Source organism: Olsenella uli (genome assembly GCF_016900775.1).
Classification (GTDB): domain Bacteria; phylum Actinomycetota; class Coriobacteriia; order Coriobacteriales; family Atopobiaceae; genus Thermophilibacter; species Thermophilibacter uli_A.
Window position 1 is genome coordinate 69,548 of the sequence record NZ_JACJKN010000006.1, and the last position, 20,431, is coordinate 89,978.

At 67.5% G+C, this 20,431-nt stretch carries 17 protein-coding genes; 14 read left to right on the top strand and 3 right to left on the bottom strand.

What is annotated here, in order from left to right:
- Positions 1-29: 29 nt before the first annotated feature.
- A complete protein-coding gene (locus tag H6A23_RS05345) occupies positions 30-926 on the bottom strand; it encodes a PPK2 family polyphosphate kinase (protein WP_204831161.1) in 897 nt (298 codons plus the stop codon).
- 296 nt (positions 927-1,222) lie between these two features.
- Between H6A23_RS05345 and H6A23_RS05350 the strand changes: the two genes are divergently transcribed.
- The 4 genes from H6A23_RS05350 (at position 1,223) to H6A23_RS05365 (ending at position 5,817) form a co-directional block, all read left to right on the top strand.
- Entirely contained in the window at positions 1,223-1,453 is a 231-nt protein-coding gene (locus H6A23_RS05350; RefSeq protein ID WP_204831162.1) for a FeoA family protein, read from the top strand.
- 44 nt (positions 1,454-1,497) lie between these two features.
- Positions 1,498-1,740: a FeoA family protein gene (locus H6A23_RS05355; RefSeq protein ID WP_204831163.1), complete on the top strand. Its 243-nt coding sequence runs from the start codon at positions 1,498-1,500 to the stop codon at positions 1,738-1,740.
- Positions 1,741-1,889: 149 nt separating this feature from the next.
- Positions 1,890-4,553 (top strand): ferrous iron transporter B, encoded by a 2,664-nt coding sequence (feoB, locus tag H6A23_RS05360; protein WP_204831164.1) that lies wholly within the window; start codon positions 1,890-1,892, stop codon positions 4,551-4,553.
- 454 nt (positions 4,554-5,007) lie between these two features.
- The gene (locus tag H6A23_RS05365) at positions 5,008-5,817 is read left to right on the top strand and encodes a ZIP family metal transporter (protein WP_204831165.1); all 810 of its coding nucleotides are present in this window, start codon (positions 5,008-5,010) and stop codon (positions 5,815-5,817) included.
- A 462-nt stretch (positions 5,818-6,279) separates the two neighbouring features.
- Here H6A23_RS05365 and gpmA read toward each other — a convergent pair whose 3' ends face one another.
- On the bottom strand, positions 6,280-7,044 hold the full coding sequence (gpmA, locus tag H6A23_RS05370; protein ID WP_286165831.1) for a 2,3-diphosphoglycerate-dependent phosphoglycerate mutase: 765 nt from the start codon (positions 7,042-7,044) through the stop codon (positions 6,280-6,282).
- A 129-nt stretch (positions 7,045-7,173) separates the two neighbouring features.
- Between gpmA and H6A23_RS05375 the strand changes: the two genes are divergently transcribed.
- From H6A23_RS05375 to H6A23_RS05420, 10 genes are all read left to right on the top strand, one after another.
- Complete coding sequence (locus H6A23_RS05375) at positions 7,174-7,368, top strand: FeoB-associated Cys-rich membrane protein (protein ID WP_204831166.1); 195 nt, start codon at positions 7,174-7,176, stop codon at positions 7,366-7,368.
- Positions 7,369-7,471: 103 nt separating this feature from the next.
- Positions 7,472-8,812, top strand: a complete 1,341-nt coding sequence (locus tag H6A23_RS05380; RefSeq protein WP_204831167.1) for a glutamine synthetase family protein — start codon at positions 7,472-7,474, stop codon at positions 8,810-8,812.
- Between the two features lie 563 nt (positions 8,813-9,375).
- A complete protein-coding gene (locus H6A23_RS05385) occupies positions 9,376-10,203 on the top strand; it encodes an ABC transporter substrate-binding protein (RefSeq protein WP_204831168.1) in 828 nt (275 codons plus the stop codon).
- Positions 10,204-10,315: 112 nt separating this feature from the next.
- Complete coding sequence (locus tag H6A23_RS05390; protein ID WP_204831170.1) at positions 10,316-11,158, top strand: ABC transporter substrate-binding protein; 843 nt, start codon at positions 10,316-10,318, stop codon at positions 11,156-11,158.
- 131 nt (positions 11,159-11,289) lie between these two features.
- Positions 11,290-12,675: an amino acid ABC transporter permease gene (locus tag H6A23_RS05395; protein ID WP_286165832.1), complete on the top strand. Its 1,386-nt coding sequence runs from the start codon at positions 11,290-11,292 to the stop codon at positions 12,673-12,675.
- Positions 12,665-13,525: an amino acid ABC transporter ATP-binding protein gene (locus H6A23_RS05400; RefSeq protein ID WP_286165833.1), complete on the top strand. Its 861-nt coding sequence runs from the start codon at positions 12,665-12,667 to the stop codon at positions 13,523-13,525. The genes H6A23_RS05395 and H6A23_RS05400 overlap by 11 nt, the downstream gene beginning before the upstream one ends.
- A gap of 164 nt (positions 13,526-13,689) precedes the next feature.
- Positions 13,690-14,364 (top strand): response regulator transcription factor, encoded by a 675-nt coding sequence (locus tag H6A23_RS05405; protein WP_204831172.1) that lies wholly within the window; start codon positions 13,690-13,692, stop codon positions 14,362-14,364.
- 218 nt (positions 14,365-14,582) lie between these two features.
- Entirely contained in the window at positions 14,583-16,058 is a 1,476-nt protein-coding gene (locus H6A23_RS05410; protein ID WP_204831174.1) for a S1C family serine protease, read from the top strand.
- Positions 16,059-16,208: 150 nt separating this feature from the next.
- Positions 16,209-17,954 (top strand): DUF2130 domain-containing protein, encoded by a 1,746-nt coding sequence (locus H6A23_RS05415; RefSeq protein ID WP_204831176.1) that lies wholly within the window; start codon positions 16,209-16,211, stop codon positions 17,952-17,954.
- Between the two features lie 39 nt (positions 17,955-17,993).
- Positions 17,994-18,578, top strand: coding sequence for a Crp/Fnr family transcriptional regulator (locus H6A23_RS05420; protein ID WP_204831178.1), 585 nt, complete (start codon positions 17,994-17,996; stop codon positions 18,576-18,578).
- Between the two features lie 48 nt (positions 18,579-18,626).
- On the opposite strand, the gene H6A23_RS05425 is transcribed toward H6A23_RS05420, so the two are convergent.
- Positions 18,627-20,384, bottom strand: coding sequence for a 1-deoxy-D-xylulose-5-phosphate synthase (locus H6A23_RS05425; protein WP_204831179.1), 1,758 nt, complete (start codon positions 20,382-20,384; stop codon positions 18,627-18,629).
- Positions 20,385-20,431: the final 47 nt, after the last annotated feature.

The following is a 20,431-nucleotide window of genomic DNA, read 5'->3' on the forward strand; positions in this document are numbered from 1 at the left end:
TACGGCGCCCGCCGCCAGGTTCTTCTCGCCTAGTCGTCAACGTCCGCCGCGGGGCCGTCCACGAGCGCGGCACGGCACTCATCGAGCCGGTCGAGCGACGTGCGCGGCAGCTCAGGGTAGCGCGGGTCCATGTCCTCCAGCACCTGGAGCAGCGCCTCGGAGAAGAGCGTGCGGGCCACCCACTTCTGGTCCGCGGGCAGCACGAGCCAGGGGGCACGCTCGGTTGCGGTCTCGGCGATCATCTCCTCGTAGGCGGCCTGGTACTCGTCCCACTCCATGCGCTCGGAGAGGTCGCTCTCAGAGAACTTCCAGTTCTTGGCTGGGTCGTCGATGCGCTCGAGGAAGCGCTCGCGCTGCTTGTCCGCGCTCACGTTGAGGAACACCTTGACGATGCGGTTCCCGGTGCGCCAGAGATAGCGCTCGAAGCCGCGGATGTCCTCGAAGCGCTCCCTGAAGTAGCGCTTCTCGCCCATGTCGCGGCAGCGGTCCGGCAGCTGGTAGTCACGCCAGAGCCCGTGGACGCGCACCACGAGGCACTCCTCGTAGTAGGAGCGATTGAAGACGGCGATCTTGCCGCGCGCCGGCAGCGCCGAGAAGCTGCGCCAGAGAAAGCCGTGCTCGCGGTCAATGCTGGTGGGCTGCTTGAAGCTGCGCACGTCTATGCCCGTGGGGTTGATGCCGCCGAGCACGTGGCGAATCGTCGAGTCCTTGCCGGCGGCGTCCATGGCCTGCAAGATCACGATGACGCTCTCGCGCGCCTCCGCGTAGAGGGGGTCCTGCAGCTCCTCGATGCGGGCCTTGTTGCGCGCGAGCCGCTCCTCCCAGGCGGGCCGCTCGTCCCCGTCCACCCTGAGCGAGGTGGGATAGTCGCTCAGGCGAAAGCCCTTCTCGCCCGTCACCGTGAAGTCGCGTACGCCTGCGCCCATGTGTGCCTCCCTAGTCGCGTTTCTGTTCTTGTTCCCCACTTTGACGTGGCGGCGGATGAGAGTTCCGGCGTGTGGGATGCCGGACAGAGCGATAGACAAAATCGGCCTCTCCGATACCCGAAAGCGTCGGCTCGCTCTGTTTCGGCACATCGCGGCGAGCGCCGCATCGGTTGAGATGGGGCGTACGGAAAAGTAACCCGCATTCAACTCAATCGGCGAACGGTACTTGCGCATGAAAAAGTAAGTCCTATATTACTCATGAGGAGTTCAAGCAGCTAACTTATGGGAGGCAAGTCATGGCGGCATCCCAGCTTCCGCTGGCCATGGTCGGCCCGGACGAGACGGCGCGCGTGGCCAGCGTGCGCGGAGGGGCGGACCTGCGGCAGCACCTCTCGGAGCTCGGCTTTGTGGAGGGCTCCGAGGTCAGGGTCGTCTCTCGCGCGGGCGGCGACGTCATTGTGTCGGTCAAGGGCGCGCGTCTGGCGCTCAACCGCTCGATGGCGAGCCACATCAGCGTGACATTGTGATGAGGGGGACCGCCCCTCTCGCCGTTGGGGAGAAAGGAAGGCAAATGACAACGCTTAAGGATGTGAAGGTGGGGGAGAGCGCGACGGTGTCCAGGCTCACGGGCGCCGGGGCCCTCAAGCGCCGCATCATGGACATGGGGCTCATCAAGGGCACGCGCGTCCACGTTCGCAAGGTGGCGCCGCTCGGCGACCCGCTCGAGCTCACGGTGCGCGGCTACGAGCTCTCGATCCGCAAGGACGAGGCGGCGAGCGTCGAGGTTTCTGACGTGATGCGCGACGACCGGTAAAACCTGACAAACGACCCTGACACCTTTGTCAGGAAGACACCTTTGTCAGGAGGCGGCCGGGAGCGGCCGTTTTTCTCGCGCAACAAGTTAGCTAAGTCTAACAATTGTCACCGTGCAAGTAGCAGTTAGCAAACTCTGAAAGGCAGGACATGGCTGAGATCACGATCGGTCTCGCAGGCAACCCAAACTGCGGCAAGACCACGCTGTTCAACGAGCTCACCGGCTCCAACGGGTATGTGGGCAACTGGCCCGGCGTCACCGTGGAGAAGAAGCAGGCGACCTGGCGCGCGGACCGCGACGTCACCTTCGTCGACCTGCCCGGCATCTACTCGCTCTCCCCGTACACGCCCGAGGAGGTCGTCTCGCGCGACTACCTGGTGAACGAGCGGCCGGACGCCGTGATCGACCTCGTCGACGCCACCAACCTCGAGCGCAACCTCTATCTCACCACGCAGCTCCTGGAGGCGGGGCGTCCCGTCGTGGTGGGCCTCAACATGTGTGACCTGCTCAAGGAGAAGGGCGACGTCATCGATGTTGCGGCCCTCTCCGAGCGCCTGGGCGCGCCGGTCGTTGAGGTCTCCGCGCTGCGCAACACCAACCTCGACGAGCTGGTGAACAAGGCCGTGGCCGCCGGGCGCGCGGGCAAGGTCCAGCCCGGGGCGCCCTGCTTCTCTCCCGAGGTCGAGGCGGCGCTCGGCGAGATCGCCGGAATCGTCTCCGGCAGCTGCGACGCAAACCTCGTGCGCTGGTACTCAATCAAGGTCTTCGAGCGCGACGCCGAGGCGGTGAAGGCCCTCCACCTCTCGTCCGCGCAGCTCAACAAGGCCGAGCAGGCCATCAAGGCGGTTGAGAGGTCCCGTGACGACGACGCCGAGTCCATCATCACCTCAGATCGCTACGACTGGATCGCGGACGTCATGGACGCGTGCGTCAAGAAGGCGCCCAAGAAGCTCAGCATGTCCGAGAAGATCGACCGCGTGGTGACCAACCGAGTGCTGGGCCTGCCGATCTTCGTGGCCGTGATGTTCGTCGTGTACTTCATCGCGGTGTCCACGGTGGGAACGTGGGGCACCGACTGGGCCAACGACGGCGTCTTCGGCGACGGCTGGCTCTGGAACCCGTCCGACCAGGCGGCCTACGAGACGGCGACCGAGGAGTACGACGCCGGCTACTACGGCGACAAGATCGACGGCTTCCTGGCCGCGGCCGAGGCCGACGGGCTTGACACCGCCGGCGTGAGCGACGCGGTCGCCGCCCTCGCCGAGGATCCCGAGGATCCCGAGGCACAGGCCGTCGTCTCTGGCTTCGTCGCCGAGGCGCAGGCCGCAGGCGTCGTGGCCACCGACGTCCCGATGCACGACGGCGACGGCAACTTCCTCGACGCGAACGAGGAGGTCGTCACCCGCATCGACGCCGACGGCGAGCCCGTGCTGGCTGACGGGCAGGAGCTCGCGGTCATCGACTCCGTGAGCGCGTCGGACTTCGCCGACGCCGTCGCCGCGCAGGAGAGCGCGCCGGCGCTCGATGACTACGCCAGCTTCGTGCCGTCGATCCCCTCCGTCATCGAGGGCTGGCTCGCCGCGGCGGGCGCCTCCGAGTTCGTGACCGCGCTCGTCCTCGACGGCATCGTCGCCGGCGTTGGCGCGGTGCTCGGCTTCATCCCGCAGATGCTCGTGCTCTTCGTCATGCTGTGCTTCCTCGAGGACTGCGGCTACATGAGCCGCGTGGCCTTCGTCATGGACCGCGTGTTCCGCCGCTTCGGCCTGTCCGGCAAGAGCTTCATCCCGATGCTCATCTCCTCGGGCTGCGGCGTCCCCGGCGTCATGGCCACCAAGACCATCGAGAACGAGAAGGACCGCCGCATGACGGCGATGCTCACCACCATGATTCCGTGCGGCGCCAAGACCCCGATCATCGCCCTCGTGATGGGCGTCCTCATCGGCGGCTCCGACGCGTGGTGGGTCGCCCCGATGTTCTACTTCCTCGGTCTCGCCGCGATCGTCGTCTCCGCGCTCATGCTCAAGAAGACCAAGATGTTCGCCGGCGAGCCCGCGCCGTTCGTGATGGAGCTCCCCGACTACCACCTGCCCACCCTCAAGAGCTGGTGGCTGCACGTGTGGGAGCGCATCTCCGCGTACCTCAAGAAGGCCACGACGATCATCTTCGCCGCGTCCGTGGTGGTGTGGTTCCTGCTCGAGTTCGGCTTCGCCAACTGGGAGGGCGGCAACGGGGCCTTCGGCTTCATGTCGCTCATGGAGGGCGCGCCCGAGTACTACACCGACTACTCCCTGCTCGCGATCGTAGGCAACGCCGTCGCCTGGATCTTCGCCCCGCTCGGCGCCGACACCTGGCAGGCCGCGGCGGCGTCGATCAACGCCCTCATCGCCAAGGAGAACCTCGTCTCCACCTTCGGCGTGATTTACGGCATCGGTGACGCCACCGAGAACTCCGTGACCATGTGGAGCGGCTTCGCCGGCATGTTCACCGACGCCTCGGGCATCCTGCACGTCGGCGCCATGTGCGCGTTCGTGGCGTTCAACATGCTCGACGCGCCGTGCTTCGCCGCCATCGGCACCATCCGCAAGCAGATGGACTCGCCGAAGTGGTTCTGGTTCGCGATCGGCTATCAGTGCGTCTTTGCCTGGTGCGTGGGCCTCATCATCAACCAGCTCTGGGAGCTCTTCGCGCTGGGGAACTTCGGCGTGTGGACAGTGGTCGCATTTGCGCTGCTCGCGGGCATGATCTTCCAGATCGCACGCCCGATGCCGCGCGACGAGCAGCCCGACGAGAAGGTCCTCGCCCAGCTCGCGTAGCGTGCAAAGGCGTGCAAAAGGGGCAGGCACTTTTGCACACATTGGCGCGCCGCCGGTTCTTCTCGCCGGCGGCGCGCCCGTTTTTATGCCGGGGAAGGCCCCCCGGTCTGCATGCATATCGATTGTCGGTGGTTTATGTGCGGCCGTGCGAGTATCTGGCCTGGCCCGGCCTGGAAAACCGCTGGTAAATAAATGACATAATTTTAGTCGTACTTAGGGGCGCGCCGAGAACCGCCGACAATCGTCTCGAGGGGTCCCATGCCCCGGCGGGGAGGGGCCCGCCCCCGCGGGTCCATTTCTAGGTGTTTTTTGCGATGGCATACGGATACCCGGCGTATCCTGACTAGAATAGTCGCAGGTCAACAAATGACACCTAACTAGTAGTATTTAGAGGTGTCTTGAAAAAACACCTAGAAACGGATTGATTCCCAAGAGGGGACCAAGGAGGCACGAGATGATAGACAACATCCCCCAGGCGCTCGCGTGGGCGGCGCTCGGCTGCGGCTTCACCTGGCTCATGACCACGGCGGGCTCGGCCGTGGTGTTCTTCTTCCGCTCCGAGCGCAAGAACATGCACCACATCTTCCTCGGCTTTGCCGCGGGCGTCATGGTTGCGGCGAGCGTGTGGTCGCTGCTCAACCCCGCGATCGAGCAGGCGGAGGGCCTCGGCGTTCCCGGCTGGCTGCCCGCCGCGGGCGGCTTTCTTCTGGGCGTGGCCTTCCTCATGGCGCTCGACACGTTCCTGCCCCACCTCCACGCGGACTCCGACGAGCCGGAGGGCGTGCCCTCCGGCTGGAAGCGCACCACGCTCCTCGTCTCCGCGGTGACGCTCCACAACATCCCCGAGGGCATGTCCGTGGGCCTGCTCTTTGCCATGGCGGCGCAGACCGCCGGCGCGGCGGGGGAGGCCTACCTCGGCATGGCCGTGGCGCTCGCCATCGGCATCGGTCTGCAGAACTTCCCGGAGGGCGCGGCCATCTCGCTGCCGCTCGCGCGCGAGGGCATGAGCCGCGGGCGCGCCTTCGTGATGGGCAGCCTCTCCGGCATCGTGGAGCCGATCTTCGGCGTGCTCGTGGTGCTGGCCAGCGGCTGGATCAGCCCGTACATGCCGTGGCTCCTGGCGTTTGCCGCCGGCGCGATGGTCTACGTGGTGGTGGAGGAGCTCATCCCCGAGTCCCACCTCGGCGAGCACTCCAACGTGGGAACGCTCGGCTTCATCGCGGGCTTCGTCCTGATGATGGTGCTGGACGTGGCGCTGGGCTAGCCAATAGTAAACCTATGCTTACTTATGGAGAACCTGTGTCGGCCTCTTTTCCCGTTTGAAGTTAGCTCTGGTTAACCTATCCTACCATCGTGCCGAGAAGAACCGCGACTCGCATCGGCACCAGTGCGTTTAACCCTGCCCGAGCGACGGACCCTCTCCCCGTCGCAGACGGCGCATCCTTGCGCCACCTGCCCACCCCCTCTACGGCAGGTGGCGCCTTTGCGTTTTGGCCCGGCGCCCCTCGCCGCCGTGATTAACGCGCACTCGCGCGCGGTTTTCTGAACGTCAACTGGGGAAACGCGAAAAAGGCCTGCACGAGCGCGCGTTAATCGAGCCTCTCCGCCCCTGCTGGTCAGTGACTCGCATCCATACGAAAAGGCCCCGCCCCTTGCGAGGCGGAGCCTTCCGCGAAGCGCGGCTCTGCGTGCAGGGGACGGGGCCTTTCGTGCGGACGAACGCTGGCTACTTCTTGGCCTTGCCCTGGTTGGCGACGGCGTTAATCTTGGCCTCGATGGTGGCGGGGTCGCCGATGTAGTGCTTGTCGACGACGTTCCAGTCCTTGTCGAAGGTGTAGGAGCACGGCACGCCGGTCGGGATGTTGACCTCGAGGATCTCCTCGGGGGTCAGCTTCTCGAACTGCATGACGAGGGCGCGCAGCGAGTTGCCGTGAGCGGCAATGAGCACGCGCTTGCCGGCCTCCATCTGCGGCTTGATCTCCTGCTCAAAGTACGGCCAGGCGCGGGCGATGGTGTCCTTGAGGCACTCAGTGTAGGGGAGGTCCTCCTTGGGCACGTCGCGGAACATCTCGAGGACGTGCGGGTCGCGCTCGTCGCCGGGCTCGAGGGCGGGCGGGCAGACGTCGAAGGAGCGGCGCCAGATCTTGACCTGCTCCTCGCCGTGCTCGGCGGCGGCGTCGGCCTTGTTCAGGCCCTGGAGGGCGCCGTAGTGGCGCTCGTTGAGCTGCCAGGCCTTGTGGACGGGCAGCCAGTTGCGGTCGAGCTCGTCGAGCACGCAGTTGAGCGTGTGGATGGCGCGCTTGAGCAGCGAGGTGTAGCAGACGTCGAAGTCGTAGCCGGCCTCCTTGAGGGCCTTGCCGCCCGCGTGGGCCTCCTCGCGACCGGTGTCGGTGAGGTCGACGTCGGTCCAGCCGGTGAAGAGGTTGAGCTTGTTCCACTCGGACTCACCGTGGCGGACGATGACGAGCTGCATGGTCTGATCGTCGTTCATTGGAGACACGTCCCTTCTGATGCAAAGTTTGTGCGGCCGAGGCCGCCTTGCCCCTCTAGTATGACGCAGATGGGTATAGTTGCCTTTGGTTAACAACAAACTTTTCTCCTCTTTTCGGAGGTTGGTCGCATGGGCCTCGCCGACGTCGTCATCATTACCGCCATCGCGGTCCTTCTCGCCCTGGCAGTGCGCTCCATCAGGAGGTCGGGTGGCGAGTGCTCGAGCTGCGGCAGCAGGGGCTCGTGCTCCGCGCACGCCGCGGGCGGCCCCTGCCCGGCCGCGCGCGACATGCTCAGGAACGTGGAGAAGAACCTCGGCAAGTAGCCATGCCGCCGGCGGCACGCCGGGAAACAGGCGCGAAACACGCGTGTGAGAACCTATCGCTGAATAATGAGTAGCCCTGCCGGTCAACCGGAAAGGAAACCGCATGAGCAGCGAGAAGGACATCGACTTCGTTCTCCGGACCGTCGAGAAGCGCGACATCCGCTTCGTGAGGCTGTGGTTCGCTGACGTGCTCGGCAACCTCAAGTCGTTCGCGATCTCTCCCGAGGAGCTCGAGGAGGCCTTCGAGGAGGGCATCGGCTTCGACGGCTCGGCCGTCGACGGCTTCGCCTCGCTCGAGGAGTCGGACATGCTCGCCTTTCCCGACCCCGACACCTTCGCGCTGCTGCCGTGGCGCCCCTCGGAGTCCGGCGTCGCGCGCGTCTTCTGCGACGTCTTCACCCCCTCGCGCGAGCCCTTCGAGGGCGACCCGCGCCGCTGCCTCAAGAAGGTCTTCCAGGCGGCCGAGGAGCGGGGCTACGTGCCCAACGTGGGTCCCAAGATGGAGTACTTCTACTTTGACAACGACCTCGACCCGGTGCCGCTCGACAACGCGGGCTACTTCGACCTCACGCCCATGGACACGGCCAACGACCTGCGCCGCCAGACCACGCTCACGCTGGAGAAGATGTCCATCCCCGTCCAGTACTCCTACCACGCGGCCGGCCCCTCGCAAAACGGCGTGGAGCTGCGCTTCACCGAGGCCGTGAGCTGCGCGGACAACATCATGACGGCCCGTCTGGTCATCAAGCAGGAGGCCGCCGAGCAGGGCATGTACGCCTCGTTCATGCCCAAGCCCATCACCGACGTCCCCGGGTCCGCGATGTTCCTCTACCAGTCGCTGCTCGACCATGACGGCGAGAACCTCTTCTGGGGCCCCAAGGAGTTCCACGAGGCGCACCTCTCCGAGCTCGCCCAGCACTACATCGCCGGCATCCTCAAGTATGCGCCCGAGTTCACGCTGGTCACCAACCCCACGGTGAACTCCTACAAGCGCTTCATCTCCACGGGCGAGGTGCCCACGCACGCCACGTGGGGCCGCAAGAACCGCGCCGCGCTCGTGCGCGTGCCCACGCACAAGCCGGGCAAGCACATCGCCACCCGCGTCGAGCTGCGCAGCCCCGATCCCACGGCGAACCCCTACCTGGCCCTCGCGGTGACCATCGCCGCCGGCCTCAGGGGCATCGAGGAGGGCCTGCCGCTCCCCGAGGAGGCCACGAGCGAGACGCTCGCCCTCTCCGAGCGCGAGCTCGCCGCCCGCGGAATCGCCCGCCTGCCGCGCACGCTCGGCGAGGCCGTGGACCGCTTCGAGTCCTCCGAGCTCATGCGCACCGTCCTCGGCGACCACATCTTCGACTACCTGGTCCGCGAGAAGCGCGACGAGTGGTACGAGTACTGCACCGCCGTCACCGACTGGGAGCGCGAGCACTACTACGGCGGCTTCTAGCCGCGACTCGCGTCAGGCGAGAAGAACGATGGCATGCGGCGCCGTCCGGGGGTTCCCGGGCGGCGCTGTCCTTCTCACCGCACTTCTTGCCTGCGGGGGCCGCGGCGCTTAGCCCTTGGGGGATCGTTGCGCCGTGCGGCCGCCTCGGCGTTAGGGATGCGGGGTCGTTGCAGCTCCGGGGCGCGCCTTCGTTAGGGAATCGCGGTCGTTGCGGGGCGGGAGGCGTGGGGACGCGGCGCGCCGGGCGATGCGGGCCCGCTGCGGGGGCACGAGGGCCGCCCGCAGGCCTTCCGCCCCGCAACGACCGCGATTCCCTAACCGCCCCTCGGGCGGGGCCCGCAACGACCCCCGAATCCTAACGCGCCCGGTCGGCGCGCGATGCCGCCTGCCCCATACGTGTCAATCTTGTTAAGAAACTTGGCGAGAAGAACCTCGTAGGACGACTTGAACCAAACTGAAACCTTGGCGACGGACGGGGCATGCGCCCTGACACGGGAAGACCCGTGCCACCGTCGGGAAAGGGCGTGACCACGCGCCGAAGCATTGGGGGAAGGACACCCACCATGAAGCTCTCCAGCCGGATTGCGGGCGGCCTCGCGGTCGCCTGCGCGCTAGCCGTGACTATCGCGGGATGCAGCGGGGGAGGGCAGACCAGCACCCCCGCGGGCGACGCCGCCGACACCGCCGCCTACACCCTCGTGGAGGACGGCAAGCTCATCGTCGCCTCGGACCTGGCCAACGCGCCGCTCGACTTCGTGGACGAGAAGACCGGCGAGGCCCAGGGCTTTGAGATTGACCTCATCAACGCCGTCGCGGACAGGCTCGGCCTCGAGTGCGAGGTCCTGCCCGCCATGAAGTTCGACACCATCGTCCCGCTCATCGAGCAGGGCGGCAAGGCCGACGTGGGCGTCTCCAACATCACCATCACGGACGAGCGCTGGGAGCAGGTGGACTTCACCGACTCCTACATGGACTCCAACCAGGGCCTCGTGACGCTTTCGAGCGCGGGCGACGTGACCGAGGACTCCCTCAACGTCAAGGGCACCAAGGTCGCCGTCCAGGCCGGCACGACCGGCGCCTCCTGGGCCGAGGAGAACCTGCCCAACGCCGAGATCGTGGCGCTCGACGACCCGGTGGTGGCCGTGACCGGCGTGCAGACTGGGCTGTACGCCGCCGCCGTGGCGGACCTGCCCGTGATGACCTACCTCTGCTCCAACTCGTTCACCGACTGCCAGGTGGCCATCGAGATCCCCACGGGCGAGCAGTACGGCATCGCCGTCAACAAGGACAACCCCGGCCTCACCGAGGCCATCAACGGCGCCCTGGCCGAGCTCGAGGAGGAGGGCTACGTCTCCGAGCTCGAGGTCAAGTGGCTCGGCGCCGAGCTCTAGCGTGCACGCCTTGCCTAAGCGGGGACAGGCCCCTTTTAGGCAAGTTGTTTTGAGAAACTTGCCTAAAAGGGGCCTGTCCCCGCTTAGGCAAGGCGGATTGGGAGGAAAAGAAATGTCCAGCATGAACAGGCGTAACTTCGTTGTCACCCTCGGCCTTGCCGGCACCGCGCTGCTCGCGGGCTGCAGCGGCTCCAACGAGCCCGCCGCCGACGCCCCGGCCGCCGACGACGTGGCCGAGTCTACCGACGAGGCCTCCTACACCCTCGTGAAGGAGGGCGTGCTCACCAACGTGGCCGAGCTCGGCTTCTCGCCCTTCGAGTACATCGACGAGGACGGCAACACCGTGGGCTTTGACGTGGACCTCTCCAACGCCCTTGCCGAGAAGATGGGCCTCACCTGCGAGTGGCTGCCCAACCAGGCCTTCGACACGCTCGTCCCCACCATCAAGCAGGGGGGCAAGGCCGACATCTGCATCGCCGGCATGACGATCAGCGACGAGCGTCTCGAGGAGGTCGACTTCTCCGACCCCTATCTCAACTCCAACCAGGGCATCGTGGCCGCCGCCGGCTCCGACCTCAACTCCGAGAGCCTCAACGCCGAGGGCATGCAGGTCGCCTGCCAGACCGGCACCACCGGCGACGACTGGATCTCCGAGAACCTGCCCAACGCCACCAAGGTGCCGCTGGCCGACGTCACGGCAGCCCTCATGGGCATCTCCACGGGCCTCTACAACGCCATGGTCATCGACCTCCCCGTTGCCCAGAACATGATCGCCGAGTCCTTCTCCGACCTCGAGGTCGTCGAGGAGATCCCCACGGGCGAGCAGTACGGCATCGCCGTCTCCAAGGACAACCCCGGTCTGCTCGCGGCCATCAACGAGGCTCTCGCGGCCGTTGAGGAGGACGGCACGATGGACGAGATCAAGCAGAAGTGGTTCGGCACCACCGAGATCTAGACGAGAAGAACCTGCGGGTCGCGGCGGTTGCTGACAAAGGTGTCAGGGCCCTTTGTCATGATCGCCGCGACTCGCGCATCATGACAAAGGGCCCTGACACCTTTGTCAGCAACGCACGAAACGGAGGAAGCATGCAGCACAGACGAGGGGCGCTTCTCGTTGCCCTCGCCCTGGCGCTCACGGGCGTCTTTGCGACGGCGGCGCCGCAGCCCGCGCAGGCGCTCACCACCGAGAAGGCCACCGCGCGCCCCAACGAGGACGGCGGCGACGGCGTCATCGGCGGGATGGACACGCGCCTGACCTGGGAGGGCACGGTCGAGCCCGGCGAGGAGGTCACCTCGGTCACGCTGACCCTGCCCGAGGGCGCCACGTTCGAAGGCTCCACGACGCGCATCACCGCGCTCGAGGGCCTCTCGCGCATGGACGTGACCGGCGAGGCCACGCCCTCCGCCAACTCCATCACGGTGAGCTTTGACCAGGCCATCCCCGAGGGGTCGCTCCTGCGCCTGGAGATCACCAACATGCAGTTTCCCGCCGCGGGCGGCGACTGCGTGGTCTCCGGCAGCTACGAGTCCGCGGGCGCCACGCACGAGCTCGCGGACTCCGACCCCATCGCCACGATCGCCAACACCCCGCTCCAGAGCCTCGTCAACTGGCTTGACGAGCAGCCGTGGGTGGAGGCGTGGAACTCCAACCAGTTCCTCGGCATGTTCTTGAGGCCCCAGCTGCTCGTGACGTCCTTCTCGTCGCTTGCGCCGGGCTGGCTGCTGTGCCTGGGGATCGTCGTGGCGGCCTACCCGTTTGCCATCGCGCTGGGCCTGCTCTTCGCCATGCTCAAGATCTCCAAGTGGCGGATCTTGCGCGCCATCGCCGTGGTCTACATCAACGTGCTGCGCGGCACGCCGCTCTTCCTGCAGATCTACATCATGTTCTTCGGCCTGCCGATGCTCAACATCAACATCGACAACAACCTGCTTGGCATCATCGTCATGGCCATCAACTCCTCGGCCTACCTCGCCGAGATCTTCCGCGCGGGCATCCAGTCCATCCCGCAGGGCCAGTACGAGGCCGCCAGCTCGCTCGGCATGAACTACGTGCAGACGATGTTCTCCATCATCCTGCCGCAGACCGTGCGCCGCGTCATCCCCACGGTGACGAGCGACTTCATCACCGCGTTCAAGGACACGTCGCTCCTCTCCTCGGTGGGCGTCATGGAGCTCATGATGTTCTCCAAGAACCTCACCACCGTCACGGGCAACATCACGCCGTACGTGGCCGCCGGCATCTTCTACCTCATCGTCACGCTGCCGCTGATCAAGGTCGTGGGCATCGTCGAGGAGAACATCGCCCGCTCCGAGCGCGGCGGCGGCCCGCGCCCCAAGCGCCGCGCCGACGTGGCCGACCACGCTGACGAGCTCGTGGAGAAGAGCGCCGAGAAGGACGTGGAGAAGGGCGCCGAGAAGGACGCCCCCGCCGCTCCCGCCGCCCAGATGAAGGAGGCCGCGAATGCCTGCTAAGCGTCACCGCCGCGCCGCCATCGACGTCCCGCCCGCGCTGCCGGCAGACGAGGCCGCGCGCATCGCCTACGCGCACGACCAGGGCCTCACGAGCCACCACTTCACGCCCGGCGAGCACCCCATCGTGCGCATCGAGCACCTCAACAAGAGCTTCGACGAGACGCTCGTCCTGAAGGACGTGAACCTCAACGTCTGGCCCGGCGAGGTCGTGGTGGTGCTCGGGCCCTCGGGCTCGGGCAAGTCCACGATGCTGCGCTGCATCAACCTCCTCGAGCGCCCGAGCGCGGGGCACATCCTCATCGAGGACGAGGAGATCACCAACAAGAGCGCGGCCGAGGTCAACCGCCTGCGCCGCGACGTGGGCATGGTCTTCCAGCAATTCAACCTCTTCCCGCACCTCACGGCCAAGGAAAACGTCATGATCGGCCAGACGAAGGTGCTCAAGAAGAGCAGGGAGGAGGCCGAGGCCGAGGCGCTCAAGCAGCTTGCCGCCGTCGGGCTCGCCGACCGCGCGGACTTCAAGCCCACGCAGCTCTCCGGAGGCCAGCAGCAGCGCGTCGCCATCGCCCGCGCCGTGGCCATGCACCCCAACGTGCTCCTCTTCGACGAGCCCACCTCGGCGCTCGACCCCGAGCTCGTCCGTGGCGTCCTTGACGTCATGCGCGACCTCGCGGAGAACTCGGGCATGACCATGATCGTGGTCACGCACGAGATGGGCTTCGCGCGCGACGTGGCCGACCGCGTGGTATTTATGGAGGACGGCTACGTGGTGGAGCAGGGCCTGCCCGAGAAGGTCTTCGACCATCCCGAGAACGCCCGCACGGCCGAGTTCCTCGGCAGCATCAACTAGCTGCGGCTCGTTTGAAACATAGCGTTTCTGGCTCGTTAAGCGCCGTTTCCGGACGGTCACTGAGCTGCGGCTCGTTTACGAAGTTCTGACATCGCCCCCGTCGAACGCGGGGGCGATGTGCTAATCTTTTCAAATACATGTGCTCAATTCCGGGAGGCCTGAGGATGCATCACAAGAACATCCTTCTCGTATCTGCAACCACGCGGCTCCACGACCGCATGCGCGAGCTCTCCCACGCCATTGACGTCTCCATCGCCCTCGCGAGCGAGGAGACCTTCTCGCAGGCGGTCTCGTCCGGCCACGAGTTCGACCTTGTCATCCTGGACGGCGAGGGCATGGGCCAGGACATCCTGAACGCCGTCGACGCGTTCGTGGCGGAGAACGGCTTCATCCCGATGCTCCTCGTCCAGGACCCCGATAAGCTTGCCACGCTGCGCATGCCCATGCAGGGGAAGAACGACTTCATCCTCTCCACCGCCGGCGTGGCCGAGCTCGAGGTCCGCTGCACCCTGCTGCTCTGGCCCGGCGAGGAGTCCGCGCCGGCCGACATCGTCACCGTGGACAACATGACGATCAACCTCGCCACCTACCAGGTCTATATCGACGAGAAGCCCGTCGACCTCACCCTCATGGAGTACTCGCTGCTGTCCTTCCTGGCCACGCACCCCAGCCGCGCCTACTCGCGCGAGACCCTGCTGCACCGTGTCTGGGGCTTCGAGTACTGCGGCGGCACGCGCACCGTCGACGTCCACATCCGCCGCGTCCGCTCCAAGGTGGGCCCCCAGGTGGCGAGCCACATCGTCACCATCCGCGGCGTGGGCTACCTCTTCCGCATCTAGCGCCGCCGCCCCGGCCGGGGGCGCAAGAGGCGAGCGGGGCGCGAGAAGAACGTGCGTCTCCACGTTCTTCTCGCGCCCGTTTTTCAGGAAGCAGAAAGCATCGTGCCACCCCGGTGATGCGCTCGCAGACGGCGTATGCGCCCCTCCCCGCGGGGTACATTCGACAGCGGACACAAAAACACGCCCCACGCAACGGGGCGACGCGAGAGAGGGAAGACATGAGCGACTATCCGTATGGCACGCAGAACCCGCAGGACCCCCAGGGCCCGCAGAGCCCCTACCAGCAGCCCGCAGGCGAGCAGCCCACGCAGGCCCAGCCCACGGCGCAGCGGCCGCCCTTCCCGGGTGCCCAGGGCGCGCAGGGCGCCCACGCCGCGCATGACGCGCAGGGCGGGCCGGCCCAGCCCGGCCAGACGCCGCCCCGGCCCGAGGCGAGCGCGCCCCAGCCGCCCGCGGCGCCTGACTTCCAGCCCCAGAAGAAGCCGCGCCCCGGCCTGAGGGCGGTGCTCGCCGGGCTGCTCGGCGGCGTCGTGGGCGCCGCGGCGCTCACGGGCGTGCTGCTGGGCACGGGCGTGGTGAGCGCGGGCGGCGGCGCGCAGGCGGCGGGGACCTCGCAGGCCATCACCATCGACCCCTCCGACGAGGACACCACCGTGGCCAACGCGGTGGCCGCCAAGACCCTGCCCTCCGTGGTGACCGTCTACAGCACCTACGCCAACGGCGAGGGCATGGGCTCGGGCGTCATCTACGACACCAACGGCAACGTCATCACCAACAACCACGTCATCGAGGACGCCGAGTCCATCAGCGTCACCCTCAACGGCCAGAGCTACGACGCCACCCTCGTGGGGACCGACGCCTCGAGCGACCTCGCGGTCCTGCACGTGGACTTCGGCGACACCGAGGTCACGCCGATGGAGATCGGCGACTCCTCGGCCCTGCAGGTGGGCGACTGGGTGATGAGCGTGGGCAGCCCCTTCGGCCTTGAGAACTCCGTCTCGCAGGGCATCGTCTCGGCGCTCTCGCGCAACACGCTCATGGAGGGCGCCTCCGGCAACACGCTCTACACCAACCTCATCCAGACGGACGCCACGATCAACCCCGGCAACTCCGGCGGCGCGCTCGTGAACGCCGAGGGCCAGCTCGTGGGCATCTGCACGCTCTACTCGTCCGACACGCAGAGCTTCGCGGGCATCGGCTACGCCATCCCGAGCGACTACGCCACCGAGGTCGCCGACAAGATCATCGCCGGCGAGGCGGTCACCCACGCCTACATCGGCCTCACCATGCAGACGGTGACCCCGCAGAACTCCTTCAGGAACAACCTCTCCGTCGACCAGGGCGCCTACGTGGTCGAGGTCGCGCAGGGCGGCCCGGCTGCCGCGGCCGGCATCCAGGAGGGCGACGTCATCACCAAGATCGGCGACGACGCCATCTCCTCGGCCGACGCCGCCATCCTCGCCGTGCGCTCCCACAGCATCGGCGAGACCGTCAAGGTGACCGTCATGCGCGGCGGCGAGGAGCTGACCCTCGACGTGACCCTCGGCTCCGACGAGGCCCTTCAGCAGGAGCAGCAGGACCAGCGCGACCAGACCGTCAACGTCAACGGCCAGGAGGTCACGATTGACGACCTCATCGACCTCTACCAGCAGTACCAGCAGGAGCAGCAGATGAGCCCCTTCGGCGGCAGGTAACCCGACAAAGGTGACCGGGGCGTCTGTCAGGTTTTCGGGCCCCGCGGCGCGCGTCGCGGGGCCCGCGTTCTTCTCGCCCTTTTTCCTCCGCGCCCATTTCTGTCCGGCGGTACGGGTACCCTAGTTCCCAGGAGAAGAACGGGAGGGCCCATGGCTGAGATCAGATGCCCGCACTGCGGCGAGGTGTTCCAGGTCGACGAGACGGAGTACGCGCAGATCGTGCGCCAGGTGCGCGACGCGGAGTTCACGCGCGAGCTCAGGGCGCGCGAGCAGATGGCGGAGCGCGAGCGCGCGAGCGCCGTGGAGGCCGCCGTCGCCCAGGCGCGCCAGGAGGCGCGCGAGCTCGCCTCGCGCGAGCGCGAGGAGCTGCAGGCCCAGCTCGCCGCCGCGCGCCAGGGCGCGGAGCGTGCGTCGGCCGAGAAGGACGCGCAGCTCGCCGAGCTCCGCGCCCAGGTGGAGCGCGGAGAGGACGCCGTCGCGCTCGCCCGCGCGGCCGCGGAGCGCGCGCTCGCCCAGGCGATTTCCGAGCGGGACCAGAAGATTGCCGAGCAGCAGCGTGCCCTGCTCGAGGCCAGCGCGGCGCAGGAGCGGGCCCTCAGCGAGGCGGCCACGAAGGGCGCCTCGGAGCTCGCCGAGCGCGACCGTCGCGTCGCCGCGCTCGAGGCGCAGCTCAAGGCCCGCGAGCAGTCCTTCTCCACCGAGAAGGCCCTTGCGGTGAGCGAGGCCACGGACGCCCAGGAAAAGCGCATCGCCGAGCTTGAGGGAGACCTGCGTGCGGCCAGGCTCGAGCAGGAGCGCCGCGTCTCCGAGCTCGAGGCCCAGATCAAGGCCCGCGAGTCCGCCTTCGTGACGGAGAAGGCCCTCGCCGTCACGAAGGCCACAGGCGAGCAGGGCGAGCGCCTTGCGGCCCTCGAGGGAGACCTGCGCGCGGCCAAGCTCGAGCGCGAGCAGGTCGAGGCGTCGCTGCGCCAGCAGATGGCCGAGCAGGAGCGGTTCAAGGACCAGACGATCCGCGACCGCGAGGACGAGATCGAGCGCCTGCGCAACCAGCGTGCGCGCCTCTCCACCAAGCTCATCGGCGAGTCGCTCGAGCAGCACTGCGAGATGGAGTTCAACCGCTGGCGCTCGCTGGGCTTTCGCGGCGCCGAGTTCCATAAGGACAACGAGGTTGTGGGCGGTTCGAAGGGAGACTACGTCTTCCGCGAGGTTGACGACGAGGGCGTCGAGGTCGTCTCCATCATGTTCGAGATGAAGAACGAGGACGACGCCTCGGCCGCCACGAGCCGCCACAAGAACTCCGACTTCTTCAAGAAGCTCGACCAGGACCGACGCAACAAGAGCTGCGAGTACGCGGTGCTCGTCTCGATGCTCGAGCCCGAGAGCGAGCTCTACAACTCCGGCATCGTGGACGTGTCCTACGAGTACGAGAAGATGTACGTCATCCGCCCGCAGTTCTTCATCCCCATGATCACGCTGCTGAGAAACGCGGCGGAGAACGCGCACGCCTACCGGCGCGAGCTCGCCGAGGTGCGCCAGCAGAACATCGACGTCACCAACTTCGAGAACGCCCTCGAGAAGTTCAAGGACGGCTTCGGCAAGAACTACGCGACGGCGAGCAAGAAGTTCGGGGACGCCATCGAAGAGATCGACAAGGCCATCGCGCGCCTCCAGAAGGTGAAGGAGGACCTGACCTCCTCGGAGCGGCAGCTGCGCTACGCCAACGACAAGGCGGAGGCGCTGACTATCCGCAAGCTCACCTTCAAGAACCCCACCATGCGCGAGAAGTTCGCCCAGGCCCGCGCGGAGCGGGAGGAGGCCAAAGCGGGAGGGCACGGCGCGGCCCCCGGGCGGGAGCAGGCGGACTCCGAGGCCGTGGAGCCCGACGACGTGGAGTAAACTAAAAAATCTCAGCATTGCCGGGAGGGAGGCCATAGGATGGATTACCGCGCCTTTTTCAGGGACGCCGTCAAGGTGGATGACGAGGGACTTCTCGACGTCCTGTCCCAAAACGCCACGTGCCGCGCCTTCGAGAAGGGCGACTGCCTGCTTCGGACGGGGGAGGTCCAGAGCGGGGTCGGCTTTCTCGTCTCCGGGATTGTGAGAAGCTTCTCTGTGGACGCAGACGGCCATGACATCACCGACTGCATCCTCTTCACGCCGGGATCTGCGCTCTCGCCGAGCGTCGAGCTCGAGGGCCCGTCCTCCTCGACCGTCGAGGCGCTTGCGGACGGCGAGGCGGTCTACCTGGGCAATGCGCTCATCAGGGAGCTGCTCGAGACCAACCTTGCGGCCAACCACCTGTTCATCCGCGTCGTGAGCGAGGCCTGGCACATGCACTGGGAGACGCGTCGCGTGGTGTCCCAGCTTCGCTCGCGCGAGCGCTACCTGTGGTTCCTCGAGCGCTATCCCGGCATCGTGGAGAAGGTTCCCAACCGCTATGTGGCGTCCCTTCTGGGGATGACGCCCGTGACGCTCTCGCGCCTGCGCTCAGACCTCAGAAACGAGGGCATGGTCCGGTAAGGGCCGCCCGGCCGCGCGGGTCCGGACGCCCGGCCCGGCGCGGGGCGCCTATGCGCCGAGAAGGGCGCGAATATCCGCCACGATGCCCTCCGCCGTCATCCCGCACCGCTCGAGCAGCTGGGCCGGGTCGTAGCGGTCCGCGAAGGCGCGGGGCAGCCCGTAGCAGCGCATGCGGACGTCGTCGCAGGCGAGGACGCGCGCGCAGCGCTCGCCGAAGCCGCCCTCGAGGATGCCGTCCTCCATCGTGACGATGACGTCGTGGCCGGCGGCGAGCCGGGCCAGCAGGCCCTCGTCTGCCGTCGTGGCAAGGCGGGGGTTGACGAGGGTGGCATGTACGCCGTGCTCGGCGAGCGCGCCCGCGACCTGCTCGCCGAGGGGGAAGAGGTCGCCCAGGGCGAGCAGCGCGACGCGCGAGCCCCTCCGCACGATCTCGGCGCCTCGCGCGTAGCCCTCGGCCGGGCGCGCGAAGTCCGGGCGGGACGTCACGCCCGCCACGGGGACGCGGATGGCGACGGGCCCCTCCGCGCGGTCGAGCGCCCAGGCGAGCATGTCGAGGTACTCCTCGGAGCAGGTGGGCGCGAGGTAGGGGAGGCCCGGCATGGCGCCGAGCATGGGGATGTCGAAGAAGCCGAGGTGCGTGGCGTCGGTGGTGCCGAAGGCCGAGGCGCCAAAGACGAGGATGACGGCCCGCGCCGCGTTGAGGCAGAGGTCGTGCCACAGCTCGTCGTAGGCGCGCTGCAGGAAGGTCGAGTAGATGCCGAGCACGGGCGTGGCGCCCGCGCGCGCAAGGCCGGTCACGTAGGTCACGGCGTGCTCCTCGGCGATCCCCACGTCCACGAACTGCCGCCCGGCGCGCTCGCGCAGCTCGGGCGTGAAGCCCATGATGTAGGGCATCGCGGCGTTCACGGCCACGAGCGTGGGGTCGGCCTCCATGCGCGCCGCGAGGAACGACGCCGTGAGCTGCGCGTAGTCGGGACCGTCCGCCTGGCGCAGGGGGAGCCCGGAGGCGGGGTCGAAGGGGGAGGGGTGGTGCCAGCCCTCGGGGTCGGCGAGCGCGGGGGCGTAGCCGTGGCCCTTCTCGGTGTGGATGTGCAGCACGACGGGGTGGTCGGTGCCCGCGAGCTCCGAGAGCGCCGCCTCGAGCGCCTGCTCGTCGTGGCCGTCCTCGAGGTAGCGGTAGTCGAGGCCGAGCGCCGTGAAGGGGTTGCGCGGCGAGGCGCCGCGCGTGGAGCGCAGCTCGGCGAGCGCGCCGTAGATGCCCCCCTGGTTGGGGGCGATCGACCACTCGTTGTCGTTCACGACGATGACGAGGCCGCCCGCGAGGGAGGCCGCGTTGTCGAGCCCCTCGAAGGCCAGGCCGCCCGAGAGCGAGCCGTCGCCGATGACCGCCACCACCGCGTACTTCTCGCCCGCGAGATCGCGCGCCGCGGCAAGGCCGCAGGCGAGGCTCACCGAGGTCGAGGTGTGTCCCATCGCAAACAGGTCGTGCTCGGACTCGCTGGGGCTCGAGAAGCCGGAGACGTCCTCGTAGCGCGCCGGGTCGAGAAACGCCTGTGCGCGGCCGGTGAGCATCTTGTGCGCATACGTCTGGTGCGAGACGTCGAAGACGATCTTGTCGCGCGGGCTCTCGAAGACGCGGTGCAGCGCCACGGTGAGCTCCACGACGGAGAGGTTGGACCCCACGTGTCCGCCGACCACGGCGGAGCTCTCCACGATCGCCGCGCGAATCTCCGCGCAGAGCGCGGGGAGCGCCTCGGGGGGCAGGGCGCGCACGTCCTCGGGCGAGTCGATGCGCTCAAGATACATGGTGCCCCCTCCCCTCAATCATCCGCTCATCTGCGCCAGAGAATTCT

Coding starts and splice junctions, on each gene's coding strand:
- H6A23_RS05345 (WP_204831161.1), bottom strand. CDS start 926: ATGGGCGCAGGCGTACGCGACTTCACGGTGACGGGCGAGAAGGGCTTT.
- H6A23_RS05350 (WP_204831162.1), top strand. CDS start 1,223: ATGGCGGCATCCCAGCTTCCGCTGGCCATGGTCGGCCCGGACGAGACG.
- H6A23_RS05355 (WP_204831163.1), top strand. CDS start 1,498: ATGACAACGCTTAAGGATGTGAAGGTGGGGGAGAGCGCGACGGTGTCC.
- feoB (WP_204831164.1), top strand. CDS start 1,890: ATGGCTGAGATCACGATCGGTCTCGCAGGCAACCCAAACTGCGGCAAG.
- H6A23_RS05365 (WP_204831165.1), top strand. CDS start 5,008: ATGATAGACAACATCCCCCAGGCGCTCGCGTGGGCGGCGCTCGGCTGC.
- gpmA (WP_286165831.1), bottom strand. CDS start 7,044: ATGAACGACGATCAGACCATGCAGCTCGTCATCGTCCGCCACGGTGAG.
- H6A23_RS05375 (WP_204831166.1), top strand. CDS start 7,174: ATGGGCCTCGCCGACGTCGTCATCATTACCGCCATCGCGGTCCTTCTC.
- H6A23_RS05380 (WP_204831167.1), top strand. CDS start 7,472: ATGAGCAGCGAGAAGGACATCGACTTCGTTCTCCGGACCGTCGAGAAG.
- H6A23_RS05385 (WP_204831168.1), top strand. CDS start 9,376: ATGAAGCTCTCCAGCCGGATTGCGGGCGGCCTCGCGGTCGCCTGCGCG.
- H6A23_RS05390 (WP_204831170.1), top strand. CDS start 10,316: ATGTCCAGCATGAACAGGCGTAACTTCGTTGTCACCCTCGGCCTTGCC.
- H6A23_RS05395 (WP_286165832.1), top strand. CDS start 11,290: ATGCAGCACAGACGAGGGGCGCTTCTCGTTGCCCTCGCCCTGGCGCTC.
- H6A23_RS05400 (WP_286165833.1), top strand. CDS start 12,665: ATGCCTGCTAAGCGTCACCGCCGCGCCGCCATCGACGTCCCGCCCGCG.
- H6A23_RS05405 (WP_204831172.1), top strand. CDS start 13,690: ATGCATCACAAGAACATCCTTCTCGTATCTGCAACCACGCGGCTCCAC.
- H6A23_RS05410 (WP_204831174.1), top strand. CDS start 14,583: ATGAGCGACTATCCGTATGGCACGCAGAACCCGCAGGACCCCCAGGGC.
- H6A23_RS05415 (WP_204831176.1), top strand. CDS start 16,209: ATGGCTGAGATCAGATGCCCGCACTGCGGCGAGGTGTTCCAGGTCGAC.
- H6A23_RS05420 (WP_204831178.1), top strand. CDS start 17,994: ATGGATTACCGCGCCTTTTTCAGGGACGCCGTCAAGGTGGATGACGAG.
- H6A23_RS05425 (WP_204831179.1), bottom strand. CDS start 20,384: ATGTATCTTGAGCGCATCGACTCGCCCGAGGACGTGCGCGCCCTGCCC.